Below are 16,912 nucleotides of genomic sequence, written 5' to 3'. Positions count from 1 at the left end.
CATGCGTCGCTGGTGTTGGACATTAATGATGTTACCGATGGTGGCGCTGCCACTGTATGCCGATGCCGCAACGGGTGCATGGAGCGACAGCGCCAGTGGTCCGAGTATCGGGGTGCGCGGTAACTGGCTAATGACGCCGGCTTTAAAGGCACCCTCTGCTGCACCGGGCACTATTACAGTCGTGAACTGGCGTTATCAGCTCAGCCGTCCCGCGCCTTCCGGGATGATCGTGCGGTTGTGTACCACGCAACGTTGCGTGGAGCTTGAGGGCGGTAGCGGCAGTACGCGTGGGCTGGCAAATATCTCAGCTGAGGAAACCCTGCATTTGGCGTTTGGTTTTCAGGGGAAAGGCGCGTTGCCCCCGGGCTTGCGGGTAATCAGCAGTGAAGTGACGGTGAATTACAGGTAGGTTTAGTGCGCATAAATGCGCACCCTACGAAAAGAAGTATCCGTTCTTGTAGGGGCGCCATTTATGGCGACCGAATGGCGCATCACAGGTTAGCGTTGCGCCATTCGTATAGCGGGTGGTTCTTACATACGCTCGACGGTTTTAATCCCCAGCGTATCCAGACCTTGCTTCAGCGTCTTAGCCGTCAGCGCGGCCAGCTGCAGACGGCTGTTACGCACTTGTTCATCCTCGGCAGAGAGAATCGGGCAGTGTTCGTAGAAGCCGGAGAACAGGCCAGCCAGATCGTACAGGTAAGCACACATCACGTGCGGCGTCCCATCGCGAGCGACCTGAGTAATCACTTCTTCAAACTGCAGCAGACGGGTAGCCAGTTGCGCTTCACGATCTTCGGTTAACACGATGTCGCCACTCAGTGTCTCAGCGTCGATACCGGCTTTACGGAACACGGAAAGCACGCGGGTGTAGGCATACTGCATGTAAGGCGCGGTGTTGCCCTCAAACGCCAGCATGTTGTCCCAGTCGAAGATGTAATCAGTGGTGCGGCTTTTTGACAGATCGGCATATTTCACTGCGCCAATACCGACCACTTCCGCCAGATCTTTCAGCTCTTGCGCTGACATCTCTGGGTTCTTCTCACTCACTAACGCGTGCGCACGCTCTACCGCTTCATCCAGCAAGTCGGCCAGCTTGATGGTGCCGCCACTGCGGGTTTTAAACGGACGACCATCTTTGCCTAGCATCATGCCAAACGCGTGGTGCTCAAGTGGCACCGACTCTGGCACATAACCGGCTTTACGCACGATGGTCCAGGCCTGTTGCAAGTGTTGATGTTGGCGTGAGTCGATGTAGTAGAGCACGCGGTCAGCATGCAGGGATTCATAGCGATACTTGGCGCAGGCAATGTCTGTGGTAGTGTAGAGATAGCCGCCATCCTTTTTCTGAATGATCACGCCCATCGGTTCGCCTTCCTTGTTTTTAAACTCATCAAGGAACACCACGGTTGCGCCTTCGCTGGTCACCGCCAGACCTTTTTCACGCAGGTCACTGACGATGCCCGGCAGCATGTCGTTGTAAAGGCTTTCACCCATCACGTCTTTGCGGGTCAGCGTCACGTTCAGGCGGTCATAGACTTCCTGATTCTGACTCATGGTGATATCGACCAGCTTCTTCCACATGCTGCGGCAGTACTCGTCGCCGCCTTGCAGCTTCACCACGTATCCACGTGCACGTTCGGCGAAGGCCTCATCGGCGTCATAGGTCACTTTGGCTTCGCGGTAAAATTCTTCGAGATCAGCCAGGGCGATATCTTCATGATGTTCGTTTTGCTGCTTTTCCAGATACGCAATCAGCATACCGAACTGGGTACCCCAGTCACCGACGTGGTTAGCGCGGATCACCTTGTGACCCAGGAACTCCAGCGTACGCACCGCTGCGTCACCAATGATGGTTGAGCGGACATGGCCAACGTGCATTTGCTTCGCCACGTTAGGTGCCGAGTAGTCAATCACGATGGTTTGCGGTTCGAGACTGCTCAAACCCAGGCGCGGCAATTGTAGTGCCTGCGCGGCTTGCGCCGCCAGCCATTGGCGATCGAGGAAAATATTGATGAAGCCGGGGCCGGCGATTTCGACTTTGCTGGCGATGCCGGCGAGATCCAGATGCTGAATCACCTGTTCAGCCAGCTGGCGCGGTGCCTGACCGAGCTTTTTCGCCACAGCCATGATACCGTTCGCCTGATAATCGCCGAACTGCACTTTCGCGGACTGACGAACCTGGGGTTCGCAATCAGCAGGTGCACCCGCCGCTACCATTGCCTGACCGACTTTATCGGAAAGAAGAGCCTGAATATTCACCGCGTTACCTTCATATGCTGAAAAGGCCCACCACGTGCGGTGAGCCGATGCCTTCATCCCGCAACGACACGGCGGGACGGAAAAATAAGAGGGGAAGTATACGTGAAATGTTAAGGTGCGTCAGCTTTTCGCATGCACAAGGGCGGGCAACATCAGCCCGCGCGCCGATTAACGGCGGCGCGGGTGACGACGAGGATTTTTAACGCTTTTGTCTTCACGCACCTTCCAGTGGCGGGAAATTGCAAATCCCATCAATGCAATCAGGACCGCGACAACAATGAGCATAGACATAGAGCCATTCCTTGAAGTTGTGAAACACAAATTTATAAGAAAGGGTATCAAGCTGCAATTGTTTGCAACTGAAATAAGAGTTATCTCATTGTATTAATTATCGTTAATATTAACAGGAGGTTAAGCCACTTTCATAAAGTAACTTCTGGACCTGTTTGGGCGATTAATCCTAATCGAGTGGGCTATTTATGCGGTTTTAGGCCATTTACGTAGTGAAATCGGAGGAATCCGACGATTTTGTCAAGCGTAATCTTTGGCGGCCCCATTTTATAATTGATTAAAATAACTGAACTAATATCGGCGTTTTAGGAGTATTAAGATGATTTTCCCTTCGGAACTGAGTGATTTAGAACAAGACTTAATGCGTTTTGAACAGGCGTTACAGCAATTTTCAGCGCGATTAGGGCTCGAACTCACGCAACACGAAGCCGATCACCTTGCGGTGCGTTGTCACCAGTTTGCGACAGCCGAGCGCTGGAAGGCGGGATTACTGCAAATCGGTAGCCAGTTTTCAGAGGCGATGATCAATGGTCGCCCGATCTGTTTATTCAAATTACATCAACCTTTGACGCTGGCGGGATGGCAAATCGATGTCATTGAATTACCCTGGCCGGGTGAGAAACTTTATCGCCACGAAGGTTGGGAGCATGTGGAGATCGTCTTGCGCGGAGAACCCGAAACCTTGGGTATGCGCGCGATGGCGTTGCTGTCCGATGATGCGCTGACGCAACCCGGCATTTCGTTCAAAACCAGCGCGCCGAAAGGTGACAATGAACGTTTACCCAATCCGACACTGGCAGTGACGGATGGGCAAACCACGATTAAATTTCACCCGTGGCGACTGGAAGAGATCGTCGCCAGTGAGCAAAATTAACGACGTGCGTTCAGCGCCTGCTGTAAACGCGCGACCGCTTGTTCCAGCAGCGCACGCGTGCAGCCAAAGTTGAAGCGTACGAAGTGGTCATCGCCAAAATCGCGACCGGGTGAAAAGCCCAGACCGTGTTTTTCGAAGTAGAGCGCAGGGCTGGCAACATTTAACTGGCTGGCATCAATCCAGCCAAGATAGGTTGCTTCGGGTGTGCTCATGGTGAGCTCGGGCGTGGCATTGATTTCGCTCACCAGCCAGTCGCGGTTGGCGCGCAGATAGTGGATTTGTGCATTAAGCCACTCATCGCCCTCACGCCATGCCGCCTCAGCGGCCACCAGGGCAAGAATATCCACCCCTGGCACAATGCCCTCACGCACCTGTTTGAAGCGCTTACGCAACTCCGGGTTAGGGATTATCGCCATTGAGGCACCCAGTCCGGCGATATTGAAGGTTTTTGACGGTGAGATTAGCGTGATGCTGCGCTGAGCCGCATCCTCACTTAAGGCGGCGAACGGAATGTGCTGTGCGTCGGGCGAGAGGATCAAATCGCAGTGGATTTCGTCAGAGCAGACGATGAGGTCATGTTGTTGGGCAAACACTAGCTGTGCCTCCAGTTCATCCCGGCGATATACGGTGCCGCCAGGATTTTGCGGATTACACAGCATCAGCAGTCGTTCATCGCCTTGCAAAGCGGCAGCATCGAGGTCCATGACCCAGCGCCCACTCAATAACCGCATCGGCAAATTAATTTGCTCGCGGTTGGCCAGCTTTGATGCCGCGCGAAACGGGGGGTAGATGGGCGTGGGGGCCACCGTACGCTGCCCAGTTTCCGTAAATGCGCGGACCGAAAGGTTAAGACCGCTGACCACGCCGGGTAGCATAACAATCCAATCCGGTTGAATATGCCAGTTGTAGCGCTGCGCTAAACGTGAAACGGTGATATCAATCAAACCACTTGGCGTGGCACCGTAGCCGAAAACACCATGATCGGCGCGCTTTTTAATGGCCTCAATAATGCACGGCGGTGAGCGAAAATCGGTATCGGCAACCCATAAAGGCAGTACATCGCGATCGCCATATTTGTGCCATTTCAAACTATCGCTGTGACGACGGTCTATCCATTGATCAAAATCGAATGCCATAGTGAGGTTTCCACGTAAACTATCCCACTAAGCAGACTAACTGAAGCCATCCTCCCGAGCCAGAAGTCATGAAAAGGAGCAAGGTATGACGAAACTGGAAATTTGTTGCTACGGCATCGACTGTGCAATGACTGCACAGCAGTCCGGTGCCGATCGCGTGGAGCTGTGTAGCGCACCACGTGAAGGCGGGTTGACGCCGTCGGCTGGCGTGCTGGAAGCCGCACAACGTGAACTGACGATACCGGTTCACCCGATTGTTCGCCCACGTGGCGGCGATTTTTGTTACACCACGCAGGAGTTTGAGGTGATGAAATCCGATGTTGCGCTGATGCGTGAACTCGGATTTCCCGGTGTGGTGATTGGCATGCTGGATGAAGATGCGCATGTTGATATCGCGCGTATGCGACAAATTATGGCGCTGTGTGACGGTATGGCGGTGACGTTCCACCGTGCTTTTGATTTGTGCCACAGCCCAAAAAAATCGTTAGAAGTGCTGGCTGATTTAGGCATTGCCCGGATCTTGACCTCCGGTCAGCAGCAAAGCGCCGAGACAGGAATTGCATTATTGCGGGAACTAAATGAACTGAGTACGGGTCCAATTATTATGGCCGGTGCGGGCGTCCGTTTAAGCAATTTGCAGAAGTTTATCGATAGTGGTCTGCAGGAAGTCCACAGCTCCGCCAGCCGTTTAGTCGCTTCACCGATGCGCTACCGTAAAGCCGGTGTCTCAATGTGCTCCGAAGCGGAAACTGATGAATTTAGTCGAACGTGTGTCGATGGCGATGTGGTTGAAGCGATGAAAAGCATGATGGAAATGACCGCTGTTCATGTCGCCTGATTAAAAAACCGTTTTTGCCGCGCAGCACGCCATACCCAGGACGTGATGTTTGCAAGTACCAAACCCCAGAGCTTCTTGCTGGGGTTCTTTTTATCTGTCGTTCGGCCGTTGATAGCGCGTTACGCAAAAAGATGCTTTGATTAGTTCATGGCTGCTACGGATAAATCCTCATGAAATCCTTCTCTTGTGCTGTTTTAGTGCTGCTGTTTCCTGTATCCGGCGTTGCGCTGGCGGCGAGTACGGCCTGTCCGCCATTCAGCAAAAACATCACCAGCAGCAATAACTGGATCATGCTGGGCGGTGATGCCAAAGGCGCGGTGCGTCAGGTGGTGGCAGGTGAGTTCGGCAAAGACGTTGATTCACAAAAACGGGTGCTGGGGCAGTTTGACCAGTGTGGGGATTTGATGGTAGCAGACATTACCTACGATAAAAACGAAGGCAATGTGGTGCTGACCATGGAGCAGCACATTGCCCGCGTGCAGCGTGGTTGGGTCGCTGAATATGCCTATCTGGTGAAAGTGATCAAAGCCGGCAAAGAGGAAGTGGTGGATAACCGTCAGGGCACTATCAGTTGGCAAATGGGGCAGCATGGCAACATTGTCAGTTCTTCAGACAAATTCACTAGCATGGGTAAAGACGGATTTAGCGATACCACCTACCGTTATGACAAACACTTCCGGCTGGAAAAAAGCGTGGCGCGGGGCAGTGATACGTCCACTAACGGTGAAAACACCTGGCACTGGAACCCGCAAGGGCTGGTGACGTCATCCTCCAGCGCGCGCAGCAAAGATACTTACAGTTACGATAACCAATGGCGCGAAATGCGGCTCAATGGCTTATCGACCACCCCGGTGAGTACTTTGCATTCGGTTGATGAATGCCAACTGTGGGACGAAGTAGGTAATTGCACGCTGAGTTACCTGCATGAAACCGAAGTGTTTGCCAAGGGCACCATCGAGCGCCATTTGAGTTCGGCTTACAAGTATCAGTATTGGGATCGACCACCGGCGATGGCGGATGACGGGGACTGATGGAGAGATTGCGCAATAAATTGCGCCGCTACGACGTGCATACTTTGTAGCGGCGCGATCATCGCGCGATGTTATTTCACGGTTTGACTAAATGCATCCACCGCCACAATCGCGTTGGCAATATCTTCCGCTGACAGGTTTGGATTGAGGTTTTTCAGGGTATCGCCCTCACTGTTCGCCAGCGCCCCAACACGCACCAGATTCTCCCAGGATTCATTCTCCAGGTGCAGCTCCTTCAGCGTGGTCGGCATCTTGATCGCGCGATAGAAGCGAATGTAACGCGCAATCTCTTCGTCAGGGCGCTGTTCCAGTACCATCTGCGTCAGCGTGCCGTATGCCACTTTCTCGCCATGGGTCAGATGATGGATATCGCCATCAATGGCGGTAAACCCATTGTGAATCGCATGGGCACCGGCCAGACCGGCGTTTTCAAAACCTAAACCAGAGAGCAGGGTGTTCGCTTCCACCACGGCTTCTACCGCTGGCGTGACGCGCTTTTCGCTCACTGCGGTGTAGGCGCTGAATCCCCACGTCAGCAGCGTCTCTTCGCAGGCACGTGCAATGGCAGTCCCGGCGATAGTCGGATCACCATTCACCATCGACTTGGCATGAGAGCGCAGCACCGCTTGTGCTTCCACCCAGGTTGCCAGACCATCGGCAATGCCAGATGCAAACAGGCGGGCAGGCGCAGATGCGCAGACTGCGGTATCAACTAACACCAGGTCAGGGTTTTTACTGTAAAAACGATAGCTTTCAAACACACCACTGTCCGAGTAGATCACCGACAACGCGCTGCAAGGCGCATCGGTTGAGGCCACGGTGGGTACAATCGCAACCGGCTGTTTCAGCTCATCGGCAATCGCTTTGACGGTGTCCAGGGTTTTACCGCCGCCAAGGCCGACCACCACATTGCTGCCCTGTGATTTTGCCAGCTGCGTTAAGCGGTTGATCTCATTGCTGGAGGCTTCACCGTTAAACGGCTGGCGGCTGAATTCAATCCCTGCCGCCTGCAACGTTTTCTGCGTGCGTTCACCAATCAGATTCCAGACGATATCGTCAGCCACCAGAAACGCATGCTGCCCGAGTTCAGCAACATAGGTTCCCAACTCATCCAGTACACCGGCGCCTTGAACATACTTACGCGGAGAAGAAAAAATGAATTTACTCATAGCGACAACTCCTTGATGTGAGAAAAGCAGTTGCTGCTAAGGTGACACAGTTAGATGACGAAGATTTAACCATAACTGGCAAGTTGAGAATTATTATCAATTACTGACGGAAGGTAATTATCGTCAATATGTTACGAGAGCGTTAAGATAGCGGCGCATAAACAAGGAGCAGGCCATGACACTGATTTTATCTTTTCTGTTTGCGATCACCATTCTGACTCTGACACCGGGTTTTGACACCGCACTGGTGCTGCGTTCTGCCGCCGCCCAGGGTTGGAAACGTGCTTCAGCGACGGCTTTTGGCGTGACGCTGGGTTGTCTGGTGTGGGGCGTGGCGGTGGGCTTAGGTTTAGGCGCGCTGCTGCTGGCATCTGAAATGGCCTATAACCTGCTGAAGTGGGTGGGTGCCGCTTATTTGCTCTACCTCGGGGTCAAACTGCTGCTTAATCCGCGCACCCAAGCCGAAGAGGGGCAGGGAGTACAAACAAAAGAGCAAAGCTATGTCGCCTGCTTCTCTCGTGGATTACTCGGTAACCTGCTGAATCCGAAAGTCGGCGTATTTTATGTCACCTTCCTGCCGCAGTTTATTCCGGCCGGTGCGTCAGTGCCGCTGTGGTGTACCTTGATGGCGTTAACGCATATGGCGATTGGCTTGGTGTGGAATGCAGTGCTGATCGGCGGCAGCCAGTATTTTGCCGCGCACCTGCGCCGTCCGGCGGTATTGAAAGTGATGGATCGTTTGACCGGCTGCGTGTTTATCGGTTTCGCCGCGAAGCTGGCGCTGTCGCGGCGATAAGCACTAGGGCTTGCGTGCCACCAGTACCGCACGCAGTGGTGCTGGATAGCCTTCTACCGTTTTGCTGCTGTCATTAGGATCAAGGAACTCGGCCAGTGATTCGCTGGTCATCCAAGGGGTACGGCGCTGTTCTTCCACTGAAGTCACAGCGTAATCAGCGATGCGGACATCAACAAAACCACACTTCTCCAGCCAGCCTTTTAAGGCGGCAGCAGAGGGGATGAAGTAAACGTTACGCATCTGCGCATAGCGTTCACCTGGCACCAACACGGTGTTTTCGTCCCCTTCAACCACCAGGGTTTCCAGCACCAGTTCGCCGTCACTCACCAACTGATTTTTCAACTGCAGCAGATGATCGAGCGGTGAACGGCGGTGATACAACACGCCCATCGAGAACACGGTATCAAAAGCTTGCAGTGCAGGCAGTTGCTCAATGCCGAGGGGCAACAGATGCGCGCGGCGATCGTCGCCCAGCAGTTTACGCACGGCTTCAAACTGGCACAGGAACAGTTGCATCGGGTCGATGCCGACCACCAGTTTTGCGCCTGCACCGATCATGCGCCACATGTGATAGCCGCTGCCACAACCCACATCCAACACGGTACGATGCGTCAGGGGAGAGATGTGCGGCAATACGCGATCCCATTTCCAGTCGGAGCGCCATTCGGTATCGATGTCAGTGCCGTACAGGGAATACGGCCCTTTGCGCCAAGGCATTAAATTGCGCAGCAGATTCTCAATACCCAGACGCTGACGATCGCTGAGGTTGTCAGCTTGCGCACTGACGCTGTTCAGCAAATCCAGCTTTTGCGGCGTCAGTAGAGGTAAATACTCAACTGATTTCTCCCAGTCACGGAATTTCCCGTGGAGGTTTTCGCGTTGCCACGCCGCAACTTGTGCAGGCAGGACTTCAAGCCAACTGGCGAGTGGCCCCGTGGCGATTTGCTGATAAAAACGGCCAAAATCAATCATTTCAACGCTACCAAAGAACCAAAATTAAAGCACTGGAACCACAACTCAGCATGGGCGAAACCGGCCGTTTTCAGCCGCGCTTTATGGGCTTCGACGCTGTCCGTCAACATCACGTTTTCCAGCATGCTGCGCTTCTGGCTGATCTCTAATTCGCTATAACCATTGGCACGTTTGAAGTCGTGATGCATGTTAAACAGCAGTTCGCCAACGTCGGCATCTTCAAAGCTGAATTTTTCTGACAACACCAGCGCGCCGCCGGGGTTCAGGCCCTGCGCGATTTTCTTCAGCAGCTCAAGACGGGCAGGTGGCTCAAGGAATTGCAGCGTGAAGTTCAGTACTACCATCGAAGCATTCTCGATATGGATATCCTGAATATCCGCTTCGATCACCTGCACCGGCGTATCCGCGCGGAAGGCATCGATGTGGCGGCGGCAACGCTCAACCATCGCCGGTGAATTATCCACGGCAATAATCTGGCAGCCCGGCACATGAATGTTGCGGCGGACGGAGAGCGTGGCTGCACCCAACGAGCAACCCAAATCGTAAACCTGGCTGTTGGGCTGCACAAAGCGTTCTGCCAGCATGCCAATCATCGAAATGATATTGGAATAGCCCGGCACCGAGCGCTGAATCATATCGGGAAAGACTTCAGCCACGCGCTCGTCAAAGGTCCAGTCACCCAGCTTGTCGATAGGTGCGGAAAATAGCGTATCGCGGTCAGACATAATGAAAGGTCCGGAGAGAAAACGGAAAGGGCGCTATTCTGGCAGAAACTGCCGCAGGCTGCACCCGCTTTGAGTTTAGAACAGACTCGATTGTTGCGGCCAGTCAGGCAGATTGCGCAATGAGGGTTCCAGTTGCAGCAACTGTGGCCACAGCGCCTGCAGTAGCGGAAACACCTCGCCCATATCCGGCGTATGAATAAACAGCATGGGATCGCTGTCATGCTGCCACTCCGCCAGCTTTTTCCGCCAAGGCGCAAACAACGGCAGACTCTCTTCAACGCTGTCGCTGCCGATAAAGCGTACCATCGGCTGCGACCCGCTACGCACTGCGTGAGGCGGCACGCGCGGCTTTTTCGCCCGGGCATCTACGGCGGCAGCGGTTTGCGAGGTGGAGGCGTGCACCGGGCGGCTATCGAGGATCACGCGATTAACGCCACGTTCCAGCAGGCCGCGATTGAAAGCGCGTTCCGCATCGCCTTTGGCGAAAAACTGCTCGTGGCGCACTTCCACGCCGTAACGGAAGTTGCGGGGCAAACTGTCTAAAAATCCCCATAAGTCTGGCAACTGGGCCGGTGAAAAAGTGGCGGGCAGTTGCAGCCAGTACTGGCCAATACGCTGGCTGAGCGGGTCGAGCAAGCGGAAGAACTCGTTGAGCAGGTCGTCACAGTTTCGCAGCGCGGCGGTATGGCTGATGCTTTTGGGAAATTTAAAGCAAAAGCGAAAATCATCGTGCGTCATGTCGCGCCAACGCATCACCACTTCTGGCGTCGGTAAAGCGTAGAGCGTGGTGTTGCCTTCAACACAGTCAAACAGCTGGGCGTAATCGGCGAGCGTTTCCAGCCCGAACATTTTCCAGCGCGGATGCTGCCATTGCGGTAACCCAATACGAAGTGTCAAACCGGTGCTCCTGAATCCTTTGTGTGCGGGAATGTGTGGCGTAATGTAACCTGTTTCTCTGTTGGCAGGAAAAACAGCGACGATAATTGCCGATCATTTATTCGCTTTGATCTGGCTCTACTTATCCTGCCTGGGTTTTTCCATTATAATAGCCGCCTTTTTTGCGACAGCATCTCAGAAGGTTACGCGGCCTGATGTTGTCTGGCAGCAGCGGCGAAGTTAAAAGGATACGTTATGCGTACAGAATATTGCGGACAGCTCAATCTGTCCCACGTGGGTCAGCAAGTCACTCTCTGCGGCTGGGTTAATCGCCGTCGCGATCTGGGCAGCCTGATTTTTATCGATATGCGCGACCGTGAAGGTATCGCTCAGGTATTCTTCGACGCCGATCGTCAGGAAGCTTTCCAGCTGGCATCTGAGCTGCGCAACGAATTCTGTATCCAGATCACCGGCACCGTGCGTGCACGTGAAGAAAAAAACCGCAACAGCGACATGGCGACCGGTGATGTTGAAGTCTTCGCCCATGAACTGAACATTATTAACCGTGCTGAACCCCTGCCGCTGGACTCCAACCAGACCAACAGCGAAGAAGCGCGCCTGACCTATCGCTATCTGGACCTGCGTCGTCCGGAAATGGCGCAGCGTCTGAAAACCCGTGCGAAAATCACCAGCTTCGTGCGCCGCTTTATGGATAACGAGGGCTTCCTCGATATCGAAACGCCGATGCTGACCAAAGCCACGCCAGAAGGCGCACGTGACTATCTGGTGCCGAGCCGTGTGCACAAAGGTAAGTTCTACGCATTGCCGCAGTCTCCACAGCTGTTTAAACAGTTGTTGATGATGTCCGGCTTTGACCGCTACTACCAGATCGTGAAGTGCTTCCGTGACGAAGACCTGCGTGCTGACCGTCAGCCGGAATTCACCCAGATCGACGTAGAAACCTCTTTCATGACCGCCGAGCAGGTGCGTGAAAAGATGGAGCGTCTGATCCGCGAACTGTGGATTGATGTGAAAGGCGTGGACCTCGGTGACTTCCCACAGATGACTTTCGCCGAAGCGATGAACCGTTACGGCTCCGACAAACCAGACCTGCGTAACCCAATGGAACTGGTGGACGTGGCTGACCTGTTGAAAAGCGTCGAATTCCAGGTGTTCGCGGGCCCGGCTAACGATCCTAAAGGCCGTGTTGCTGCCCTGCGTGTGCCAGGCGGCGCGGCGCTGACCCGTAAGCAGATTGATGAATACGGCAAGTTTGTTGAGATCTACGGCGCTAAAGGTTTGGCGTGGATGAAGATCAACGAGCGTGCGAAAGGCTTCGAGGGTGTACAGAGCCCGGTGGCGAAATTCCTTACCCCGGAAATCGTTGAAGCGATCCTGAGCCGCACTGCTGCACAAGATGGTGACCTGATCTTCTTCGGCGCTGACCGTGCCAAAGTGGTGGCGGATGCGCTGGGCGCACTGCGTCTGAAAGTGGGTCGCGATCTGCAAATCACCGATGAGAAAGCGTGGGCCCCGCTGTGGGTGATCGACTTCCCGATGTTCGAAGCGGACGAAGAGGGCGGTCTGGCGGCGATGCACCATCCGTTCACTTCACCAAAAGAACTGACGGCTGAGCAGTTGGCGGTAGATCCAACGCAGGCGGTAGCGAATGCCTACGATATGGTGATCAACGGTTACGAAGTGGGTGGCGGTTCAGTGCGTATCCATAACGGTAAAATGCAGCAGACGGTGTTCAGCATCCTCGGCATCACCGAAGAAGAGCAGCGCGAGAAGTTTGGCTTCCTGCTGGACGCACTGAAGTACGGTACTCCACCGCATGCGGGCCTGGCGTTTGGTCTGGATCGTCTGACTATGTTGCTAACCGGCACCGACAACATCCGTGATGTTATCGCGTTCCCGAAAACCACCGCAGCTGCGTGTCTGATGACCGAAGCACCAAGTGAAGCCAACCCGGCAGCGCTGTTGGATTTGGGCATTTTGGTGGCACCGAAGAAAGAAAAGTCAGAGAACAAGTAATGGGCTATAAATACCCGGTTTCGGTGCTGGTGGTGATTTTTGCGCGAGATACCGGCCGGGTGTTAATGCTGCAGCGACGTGACGATGCCAGCTTTTGGCAATCCGTCACGGGCAGCCTTGAGGCGGGTGAAACCCCGCGTCAGGCCGCACAACGAGAGGTAACAGAAGAGCTCGGTATCGACGTTGTCGGTGAACAGTTGGTGCTGGATGATTGTCACAAACACATTGAGTTTGAAATCTTCCCGCACTATCGCCATCGCTATGCGCCAGGCACCACCCATAACCGTGAACACTGGTTCCGGCTGGCACTGCCGCAGGAGCGCGATTTGCTGCTCACCGAACACCTCGCCGCCCGCTGGCTGGACCCCGCCGCTGCCGCAGCCTTAACCAAGTCCTGGAGTAACCGCCAGGCAATCGAAGAATTTACCTGAATGCCCGCCGCCGCGCGTTTTTTTGGCGGCGATTAAGGTAGATTCCACAAATTCGACGAAGCGTATTTCCTTCGTACTAAAATCCGGTGCCAGACATCCATCTCGCACCGCTAAATTGAATAGATGGGCGTAATCGACACACATTGTCAGTTATACGCCCCCAATATTGAACAGTCAGGCGTTATCGTCGCAGCAAGGTTGTTCACCGCCAGCGCACAGCAACCGGAGCGTACTCTTGTACGTGAGGATTGCGAGCACTGCCGGGGAACAAGATTGCAAGTGAGATAGCCTGCACCCTGTTAAAGATCGGAGAAACAGTAAAGATGGCTGGACACAGTAAGTGGGCGAACACCAAGCACCGCAAGGCGGCGCAGGATGCTAAGCGCGGCAAAATCTTCACCAAAATCATTCGTGAACTGGTGACCGCAGCGAAACTGGGCGGCGGCGATGCCGGCTCTAACCCGCGTCTGCGCGCAGCAATGGACAAAGCCCTGTCCAACAACATGACGCGTGACACCATGAACCGTGCGATTGCACGCGGTGTGGGCGGTGAAGATGATTCCAACATGGAAACCATCATCTATGAAGGTTACGGTCCTGGCGGCTCAGCCGTGATGATTGAGTGCCTGAGTGACAACCGTAACCGTACCGTGGGTGAAGTACGCCACGCGTTCACCAAAACCGGCGGAAATCTTGGTACCGATGGTTCTGTTTCTTACCTGTTCAGCAAAAAGGGTGTGATCTCTTTTGCGCCGGGTCAGGATGAAGATGCAGTGATGGAAGCGGCATTAGAAGCCGGTGCAGAAGACGTGGTCAGCTACGACGATGGCGCAATTGATGTCTTTACGGCCTGGGAAGAGCTGGGTGCCGTGCGTGATGCACTGGAAGCCGGTGGCCTGAAAGCCGATACCGCAGAAGTCTCAATGATTCCTTCGACCAAAGCAGAAATGGATGCCGAAACTGCACCGAAACTGCTGCGTCTGATCGACATGCTGGAAGATTGCGACGATGTGCAGGAAGTTTACCACAACGGTGAAATTTCTGATGAGGTTGCGGAAACGCTGTAATGGCGTTATCCACTAACCTAACGGCCGGAGGCGCGTAGTGGCGATCATTCTCGGGATTGACCCCGGTTCGCGCGTCACCGGTTACGGTGTGATTCGTCAGGTGGGCCGCCAACTCAGCTATCTGGGCAGCGGCTGCATCCGTACCAATGTCACCGACCTGCCATCTCGCCTCAAGCTCATTTACGCCGGGGTAAGTGAAATCATCACCCAATTCTCACCGGATTATTTCGCCATTGAGCAAGTCTTCATGGCGAAGAATGCCGACTCCGCGTTGAAGCTGGGGCAGGCACGTGGTGCTGCCATTGTCGCCGCTGTGAACCTCGATCTGCCGGTTTTTGAATATGCCGCAAGGCAAGTCAAGCAAACGGTCACCGGTACCGGCGGCGCGGAAAAAAGTCAGGTGCAGCATATGGTGCGTACTTTGCTGAAACTCCCTGCTAATCCGCAAGCGGATGCCGCTGATGCGTTGGCCATCGCGATTACCCATTGCCATCTCAGTCAGAATGCGTCGCGGTTGAGTGATACAAAACTGGTGATGACGCGCGGTCGATTACGGTCGGGTTGATAAAGGCGACAGAGATGAAGGCTGGATATTGATCCAGCCTTTTTTATGTTATAAATACCCGTCATGTTGCACTGACTGATGCGTTGTCTGCCCTCGTTCATCCGAATCGCTTAACACAGTAAGCAAGTCGGGGTTCTCTCGGTTGCCGCGGTGCTGTCAGGGTAAATATTTAGAGTATGAATCGACTTTTATAAGGAACTGCTCAGGTGATTGGTCGTCTACGAGGCAACATTCTGGAAAAACAGCCGCCGCTGGTGTTAATTGAGGCGCACGGTGTCGGTTATGAAGTACATATGCCAATGACCTGCTTCTATGAGCTGCCGGACATCAACCAGGAAGCGATTATCTTCACCCAGTTTGTGGTGCGAGAAGATGCGCAACTGCTGTTTGGTTTCAACAATAAGCAGGAGCGTGCACTGTTCCGTGAATTAGTGAAAGTGAACGGCGTCGGGCCGAAGCTGGCGCTGGCTATCCTGTCCGGGATGTCCGCACAGCAGTTTGTCACCGCCGTTGAGCGTGAAGAGATTGCATCACTGATCAAGCTGCCGGGCGTGGGCAAGAAAACCGCCGAGCGCCTGGTAGTTGAGATGAAAGATCGCTTTAAAGGCATGCACGGCGATCTGTTCGGCAGTGACTCAACCTTTACGTTGACCACCCCATCCGAAGCGCCACAGAGCAATGATGCGGAAGCTGAAGCAGTTGCAGCACTGGTGGCACTGGGCTATAAACCGCAGGAAGCCAGCCGCATGATCAGCAAAGTAGGCAAACCTGATGCGGACTGTGAAACCCTGATTCGTGAAGCCCTGCGCGCAGCTATTTGAGGTAATGCATGATTGAAGCCGATCGCCTGGTTTCGGGTGTCCCTTTAAACGAAGAAGAGAGTCTCGACCGCGCAATTCGCCCTAAACTGCTGGCGGAATATGTCGGCCAGCCGCAGGTGCGTGAGCAGATGGAGATTTTCATCCAGGCGGCGAAACTGCGTGGTGATGCCCTTGACCATCTGTTGATTTTCGGCCCACCTGGGCTGGGTAAAACCACGCTGGCAAACATTGTCGCCAACGAGATGGGGGTTAACCTGCGCACCACCTCTGGGCCGGTGTTGGAGAAGGCGGGCGATCTGGCGGCCATGCTGACCAACCTTGAGCCGCACGACGTACTGTTTATCGATGAGATTCACCGTCTGTCGCCAGTGGTGGAAGAGGTGCTTTACCCAGCGATGGAAGATTATCAGCTGGACATCATGATCGGTGAAGGTCCAGCGGCGCGTTCCATCAAACTCGATCTGCCGCCGTTTACCTTGATTGGCGCGACCACGCGTGCCGGTTCACTGACTTCGCCGCTGCGTGACCGCTTCGGCATTGTGCAGCGTCTTGAGTTCTATAACGTGCCAGATTTGCAACACATCGTCAGCCGTAGCGCGGCTTGCCTGGGCCTGTCGTTAAGTGAAGAAGGGGCACTGGAAGTGGCGCGTCGTGCGCGTGGCACACCACGTATTGCAAACCGTCTGTTGCGGCGTGTACGTGACTATGCGGAAGTGCGCGCCAACGGCAACATGAGTGGGGAAGTCTCCGCGAGTGCGCTCGATATGCTGAATGTCGATAATCAGGGCTTTGATTACATGGACCGCAAACTGTTATTGGCCATTATCGACAAATTCTCCGGTGGGCCGGTGGGGTTGGATAACCTGGCAGCGGCGATTGGTGAAGAGCGGGAAACCATTGAGGATGTCATTGAACCCTTCCTGATCCAGCAGGGATTCATTCAGCGCACACCGCGCGGCCGTCTGGCCACGCAGCATGCTTACAAGCATTTCGGTATCAGTCGCGAAGAGTAATTCGCGTC

At 54.3% G+C, this 16,912-nt stretch carries 18 protein-coding genes; 11 read left to right on the top strand and 7 right to left on the bottom strand.

Annotated elements, in window-relative coordinates:
• Nucleotide 1 precedes the first annotated feature (1 nt).
• Nucleotides 2-409: a flagellar protein FlhE gene (flhE, locus tag ACPUC8_RS01835; protein ID WP_494925493.1), complete on the top strand. Its 408-nt coding sequence runs from the start codon at nucleotides 2-4 to the stop codon at nucleotides 407-409.
• A 122-nt stretch (nucleotides 410-531) separates the two neighbouring features.
• Here the strand turns inward: flhE and argS are convergent, their stop codons facing one another.
• Complete coding sequence (gene argS, locus ACPUC8_RS01830) at nucleotides 532-2,262, bottom strand: arginine--tRNA ligase (RefSeq protein ID WP_494925492.1); 1,731 nt, start codon at nucleotides 2,260-2,262, stop codon at nucleotides 532-534.
• A 168-nt stretch (nucleotides 2,263-2,430) separates the two neighbouring features.
• A complete protein-coding gene (locus tag ACPUC8_RS01825) occupies nucleotides 2,431-2,553 on the bottom strand; it encodes a hypothetical protein (protein ID WP_007889544.1) in 123 nt (40 codons plus the stop codon).
• 313 nt (nucleotides 2,554-2,866) lie between these two features.
• Between ACPUC8_RS01825 and ACPUC8_RS01820 the strand changes: the two genes are divergently transcribed.
• Nucleotides 2,867-3,427 carry a VOC family protein gene (locus tag ACPUC8_RS01820; protein WP_102136008.1) on the top strand — a complete coding sequence of 187 codons (561 nt, stop codon included), beginning with the start codon at nucleotides 2,867-2,869 and terminating at the stop codon, nucleotides 3,425-3,427.
• Here ACPUC8_RS01820 and ACPUC8_RS01815 read toward each other — a convergent pair.
• Entirely contained in the window at nucleotides 3,424-4,563 is a 1,140-nt protein-coding gene (locus tag ACPUC8_RS01815) for a MalY/PatB family protein (protein WP_494925491.1), read from the bottom strand. The two genes, ACPUC8_RS01820 and ACPUC8_RS01815, sit on opposite strands and share 4 nt — an antisense overlap.
• A gap of 85 nt (nucleotides 4,564-4,648) precedes the next feature.
• Here ACPUC8_RS01815 and cutC point away from each other — a divergent pair, with 85 nt between their 5' ends.
• A complete protein-coding gene (cutC, locus tag ACPUC8_RS01810) occupies nucleotides 4,649-5,401 on the top strand; it encodes a copper homeostasis protein CutC (protein WP_494925490.1) in 753 nt (250 codons plus the stop codon).
• A 170-nt stretch (nucleotides 5,402-5,571) separates the two neighbouring features.
• A complete protein-coding gene (locus ACPUC8_RS01805; RefSeq protein WP_039335298.1) occupies nucleotides 5,572-6,432 on the top strand; it encodes a hypothetical protein in 861 nt (286 codons plus the stop codon).
• A 71-nt stretch (nucleotides 6,433-6,503) separates the two neighbouring features.
• Here the strand turns inward: ACPUC8_RS01805 and ACPUC8_RS01800 are convergent, their stop codons facing one another.
• Complete coding sequence (locus tag ACPUC8_RS01800) at nucleotides 6,504-7,601, bottom strand: glycerol dehydrogenase (RefSeq protein WP_039335299.1); 1,098 nt, start codon at nucleotides 7,599-7,601, stop codon at nucleotides 6,504-6,506.
• A 175-nt stretch (nucleotides 7,602-7,776) separates the two neighbouring features.
• On the opposite strand from ACPUC8_RS01800, the gene ACPUC8_RS01795 reads away from it, so the two are divergent.
• Nucleotides 7,777-8,397 (top strand): LysE family translocator, encoded by a 621-nt coding sequence (locus ACPUC8_RS01795; RefSeq protein WP_039335300.1) that lies wholly within the window; start codon nucleotides 7,777-7,779, stop codon nucleotides 8,395-8,397.
• Nucleotides 8,398-8,400: 3 nt separating this feature from the next.
• Here ACPUC8_RS01795 and cmoB read toward each other — a convergent pair whose 3' ends face one another.
• The 3 genes from cmoB to ACPUC8_RS01780 form a co-directional block, all read right to left on the bottom strand.
• Nucleotides 8,401-9,369 (bottom strand): tRNA 5-methoxyuridine(34)/uridine 5-oxyacetic acid(34) synthase CmoB, encoded by a 969-nt coding sequence (gene cmoB / locus ACPUC8_RS01790; RefSeq protein ID WP_494925489.1) that lies wholly within the window; start codon nucleotides 9,367-9,369, stop codon nucleotides 8,401-8,403.
• A complete protein-coding gene (gene cmoA, locus ACPUC8_RS01785) occupies nucleotides 9,366-10,094 on the bottom strand; it encodes a carboxy-S-adenosyl-L-methionine synthase CmoA (RefSeq protein ID WP_039335302.1) in 729 nt (242 codons plus the stop codon). The genes cmoB and cmoA overlap by 4 nt, the downstream gene beginning before the upstream one ends.
• Before the next feature lie 75 nt (nucleotides 10,095-10,169).
• A complete protein-coding gene (locus tag ACPUC8_RS01780; RefSeq protein ID WP_039335303.1) occupies nucleotides 10,170-10,991 on the bottom strand; it encodes a DUF72 domain-containing protein in 822 nt (273 codons plus the stop codon).
• A gap of 234 nt (nucleotides 10,992-11,225) precedes the next feature.
• Here ACPUC8_RS01780 and aspS point away from each other — a divergent pair, with 234 nt between their 5' ends.
• The 6 genes from aspS to ruvB all read left to right on the top strand — a co-directional run bounded on the left by aspS (nucleotide 11,226) and on the right by ruvB (nucleotide 16,904).
• Nucleotides 11,226-13,007 carry an aspartate--tRNA ligase gene (gene aspS, locus ACPUC8_RS01775; protein ID WP_494925488.1) on the top strand — a complete coding sequence of 594 codons (1,782 nt, stop codon included), beginning with the start codon at nucleotides 11,226-11,228 and terminating at the stop codon, nucleotides 13,005-13,007.
• Complete coding sequence (gene nudB, locus ACPUC8_RS01770) at nucleotides 13,007-13,438, top strand: dihydroneopterin triphosphate diphosphatase (protein ID WP_058972515.1); 432 nt, start codon at nucleotides 13,007-13,009, stop codon at nucleotides 13,436-13,438. Before aspS ends, nudB begins: the two co-directional genes overlap by 1 nt.
• Before the next feature lie 323 nt (nucleotides 13,439-13,761).
• Nucleotides 13,762-14,505 (top strand): YebC/PmpR family DNA-binding transcriptional regulator, encoded by a 744-nt coding sequence (locus ACPUC8_RS01765; RefSeq protein ID WP_034828649.1) that lies wholly within the window; start codon nucleotides 13,762-13,764, stop codon nucleotides 14,503-14,505.
• A gap of 37 nt (nucleotides 14,506-14,542) precedes the next feature.
• Nucleotides 14,543-15,070: a crossover junction endodeoxyribonuclease RuvC gene (ruvC, locus tag ACPUC8_RS01760; RefSeq protein WP_039335309.1), complete on the top strand. Its 528-nt coding sequence runs from the start codon at nucleotides 14,543-14,545 to the stop codon at nucleotides 15,068-15,070.
• 206 nt (nucleotides 15,071-15,276) lie between these two features.
• The gene (gene ruvA, locus ACPUC8_RS01755; protein ID WP_058972514.1) at nucleotides 15,277-15,891 is read left to right on the top strand and encodes a Holliday junction branch migration protein RuvA; all 615 of its coding nucleotides are present in this window, start codon (nucleotides 15,277-15,279) and stop codon (nucleotides 15,889-15,891) included.
• A gap of 8 nt (nucleotides 15,892-15,899) precedes the next feature.
• The gene (ruvB, locus tag ACPUC8_RS01750) at nucleotides 15,900-16,904 is read left to right on the top strand and encodes a Holliday junction branch migration DNA helicase RuvB (RefSeq protein ID WP_039335316.1); all 1,005 of its coding nucleotides are present in this window, start codon (nucleotides 15,900-15,902) and stop codon (nucleotides 16,902-16,904) included.
• Nucleotides 16,905-16,912 lie beyond the last annotated feature (8 nt).

This window comes from Pantoea sp. CFCC18177 (genome assembly GCF_059412425.1).
The sequence above is the reverse complement of the archived record's forward strand: the minus strand, read 5'-3'. Positions and strand labels throughout refer to the sequence as shown.

Bases quoted from the DNA above. Each gene is read 5' to 3' on its own strand.
- ACPUC8_RS01800 (WP_039335299.1), bottom strand. From the start codon at position 7,601: ATGAGTAAATTCATTTTTTCTTCTCCGCGTAAGTATGTTCAAGGCGCC.
- flhE (WP_494925493.1), top strand. From the start codon at position 2: ATGCGTCGCTGGTGTTGGACATTAATGATGTTACCGATGGTGGCGCTG.
- ruvB (WP_039335316.1), top strand. From the start codon at position 15,900: ATGATTGAAGCCGATCGCCTGGTTTCGGGTGTCCCTTTAAACGAAGAA.
- ACPUC8_RS01815 (WP_494925491.1), bottom strand. From the start codon at position 4,563: ATGGCATTCGATTTTGATCAATGGATAGACCGTCGTCACAGCGATAGT.
- ACPUC8_RS01805 (WP_039335298.1), top strand. From the start codon at position 5,572: ATGAAATCCTTCTCTTGTGCTGTTTTAGTGCTGCTGTTTCCTGTATCC.
- nudB (WP_058972515.1), top strand. From the start codon at position 13,007: ATGGGCTATAAATACCCGGTTTCGGTGCTGGTGGTGATTTTTGCGCGA.
- aspS (WP_494925488.1), top strand. From the start codon at position 11,226: ATGCGTACAGAATATTGCGGACAGCTCAATCTGTCCCACGTGGGTCAG.
- cmoA (WP_039335302.1), bottom strand. From the start codon at position 10,094: ATGTCTGACCGCGATACGCTATTTTCCGCACCTATCGACAAGCTGGGT.
- cutC (WP_494925490.1), top strand. From the start codon at position 4,649: ATGACGAAACTGGAAATTTGTTGCTACGGCATCGACTGTGCAATGACT.
- cmoB (WP_494925489.1), bottom strand. From the start codon at position 9,369: ATGATTGATTTTGGCCGTTTTTATCAGCAAATCGCCACGGGGCCACTC.
- ACPUC8_RS01765 (WP_034828649.1), top strand. From the start codon at position 13,762: ATGGCTGGACACAGTAAGTGGGCGAACACCAAGCACCGCAAGGCGGCG.
- ACPUC8_RS01825 (WP_007889544.1), bottom strand. From the start codon at position 2,553: ATGTCTATGCTCATTGTTGTCGCGGTCCTGATTGCATTGATGGGATTT.
- ACPUC8_RS01795 (WP_039335300.1), top strand. From the start codon at position 7,777: ATGACACTGATTTTATCTTTTCTGTTTGCGATCACCATTCTGACTCTG.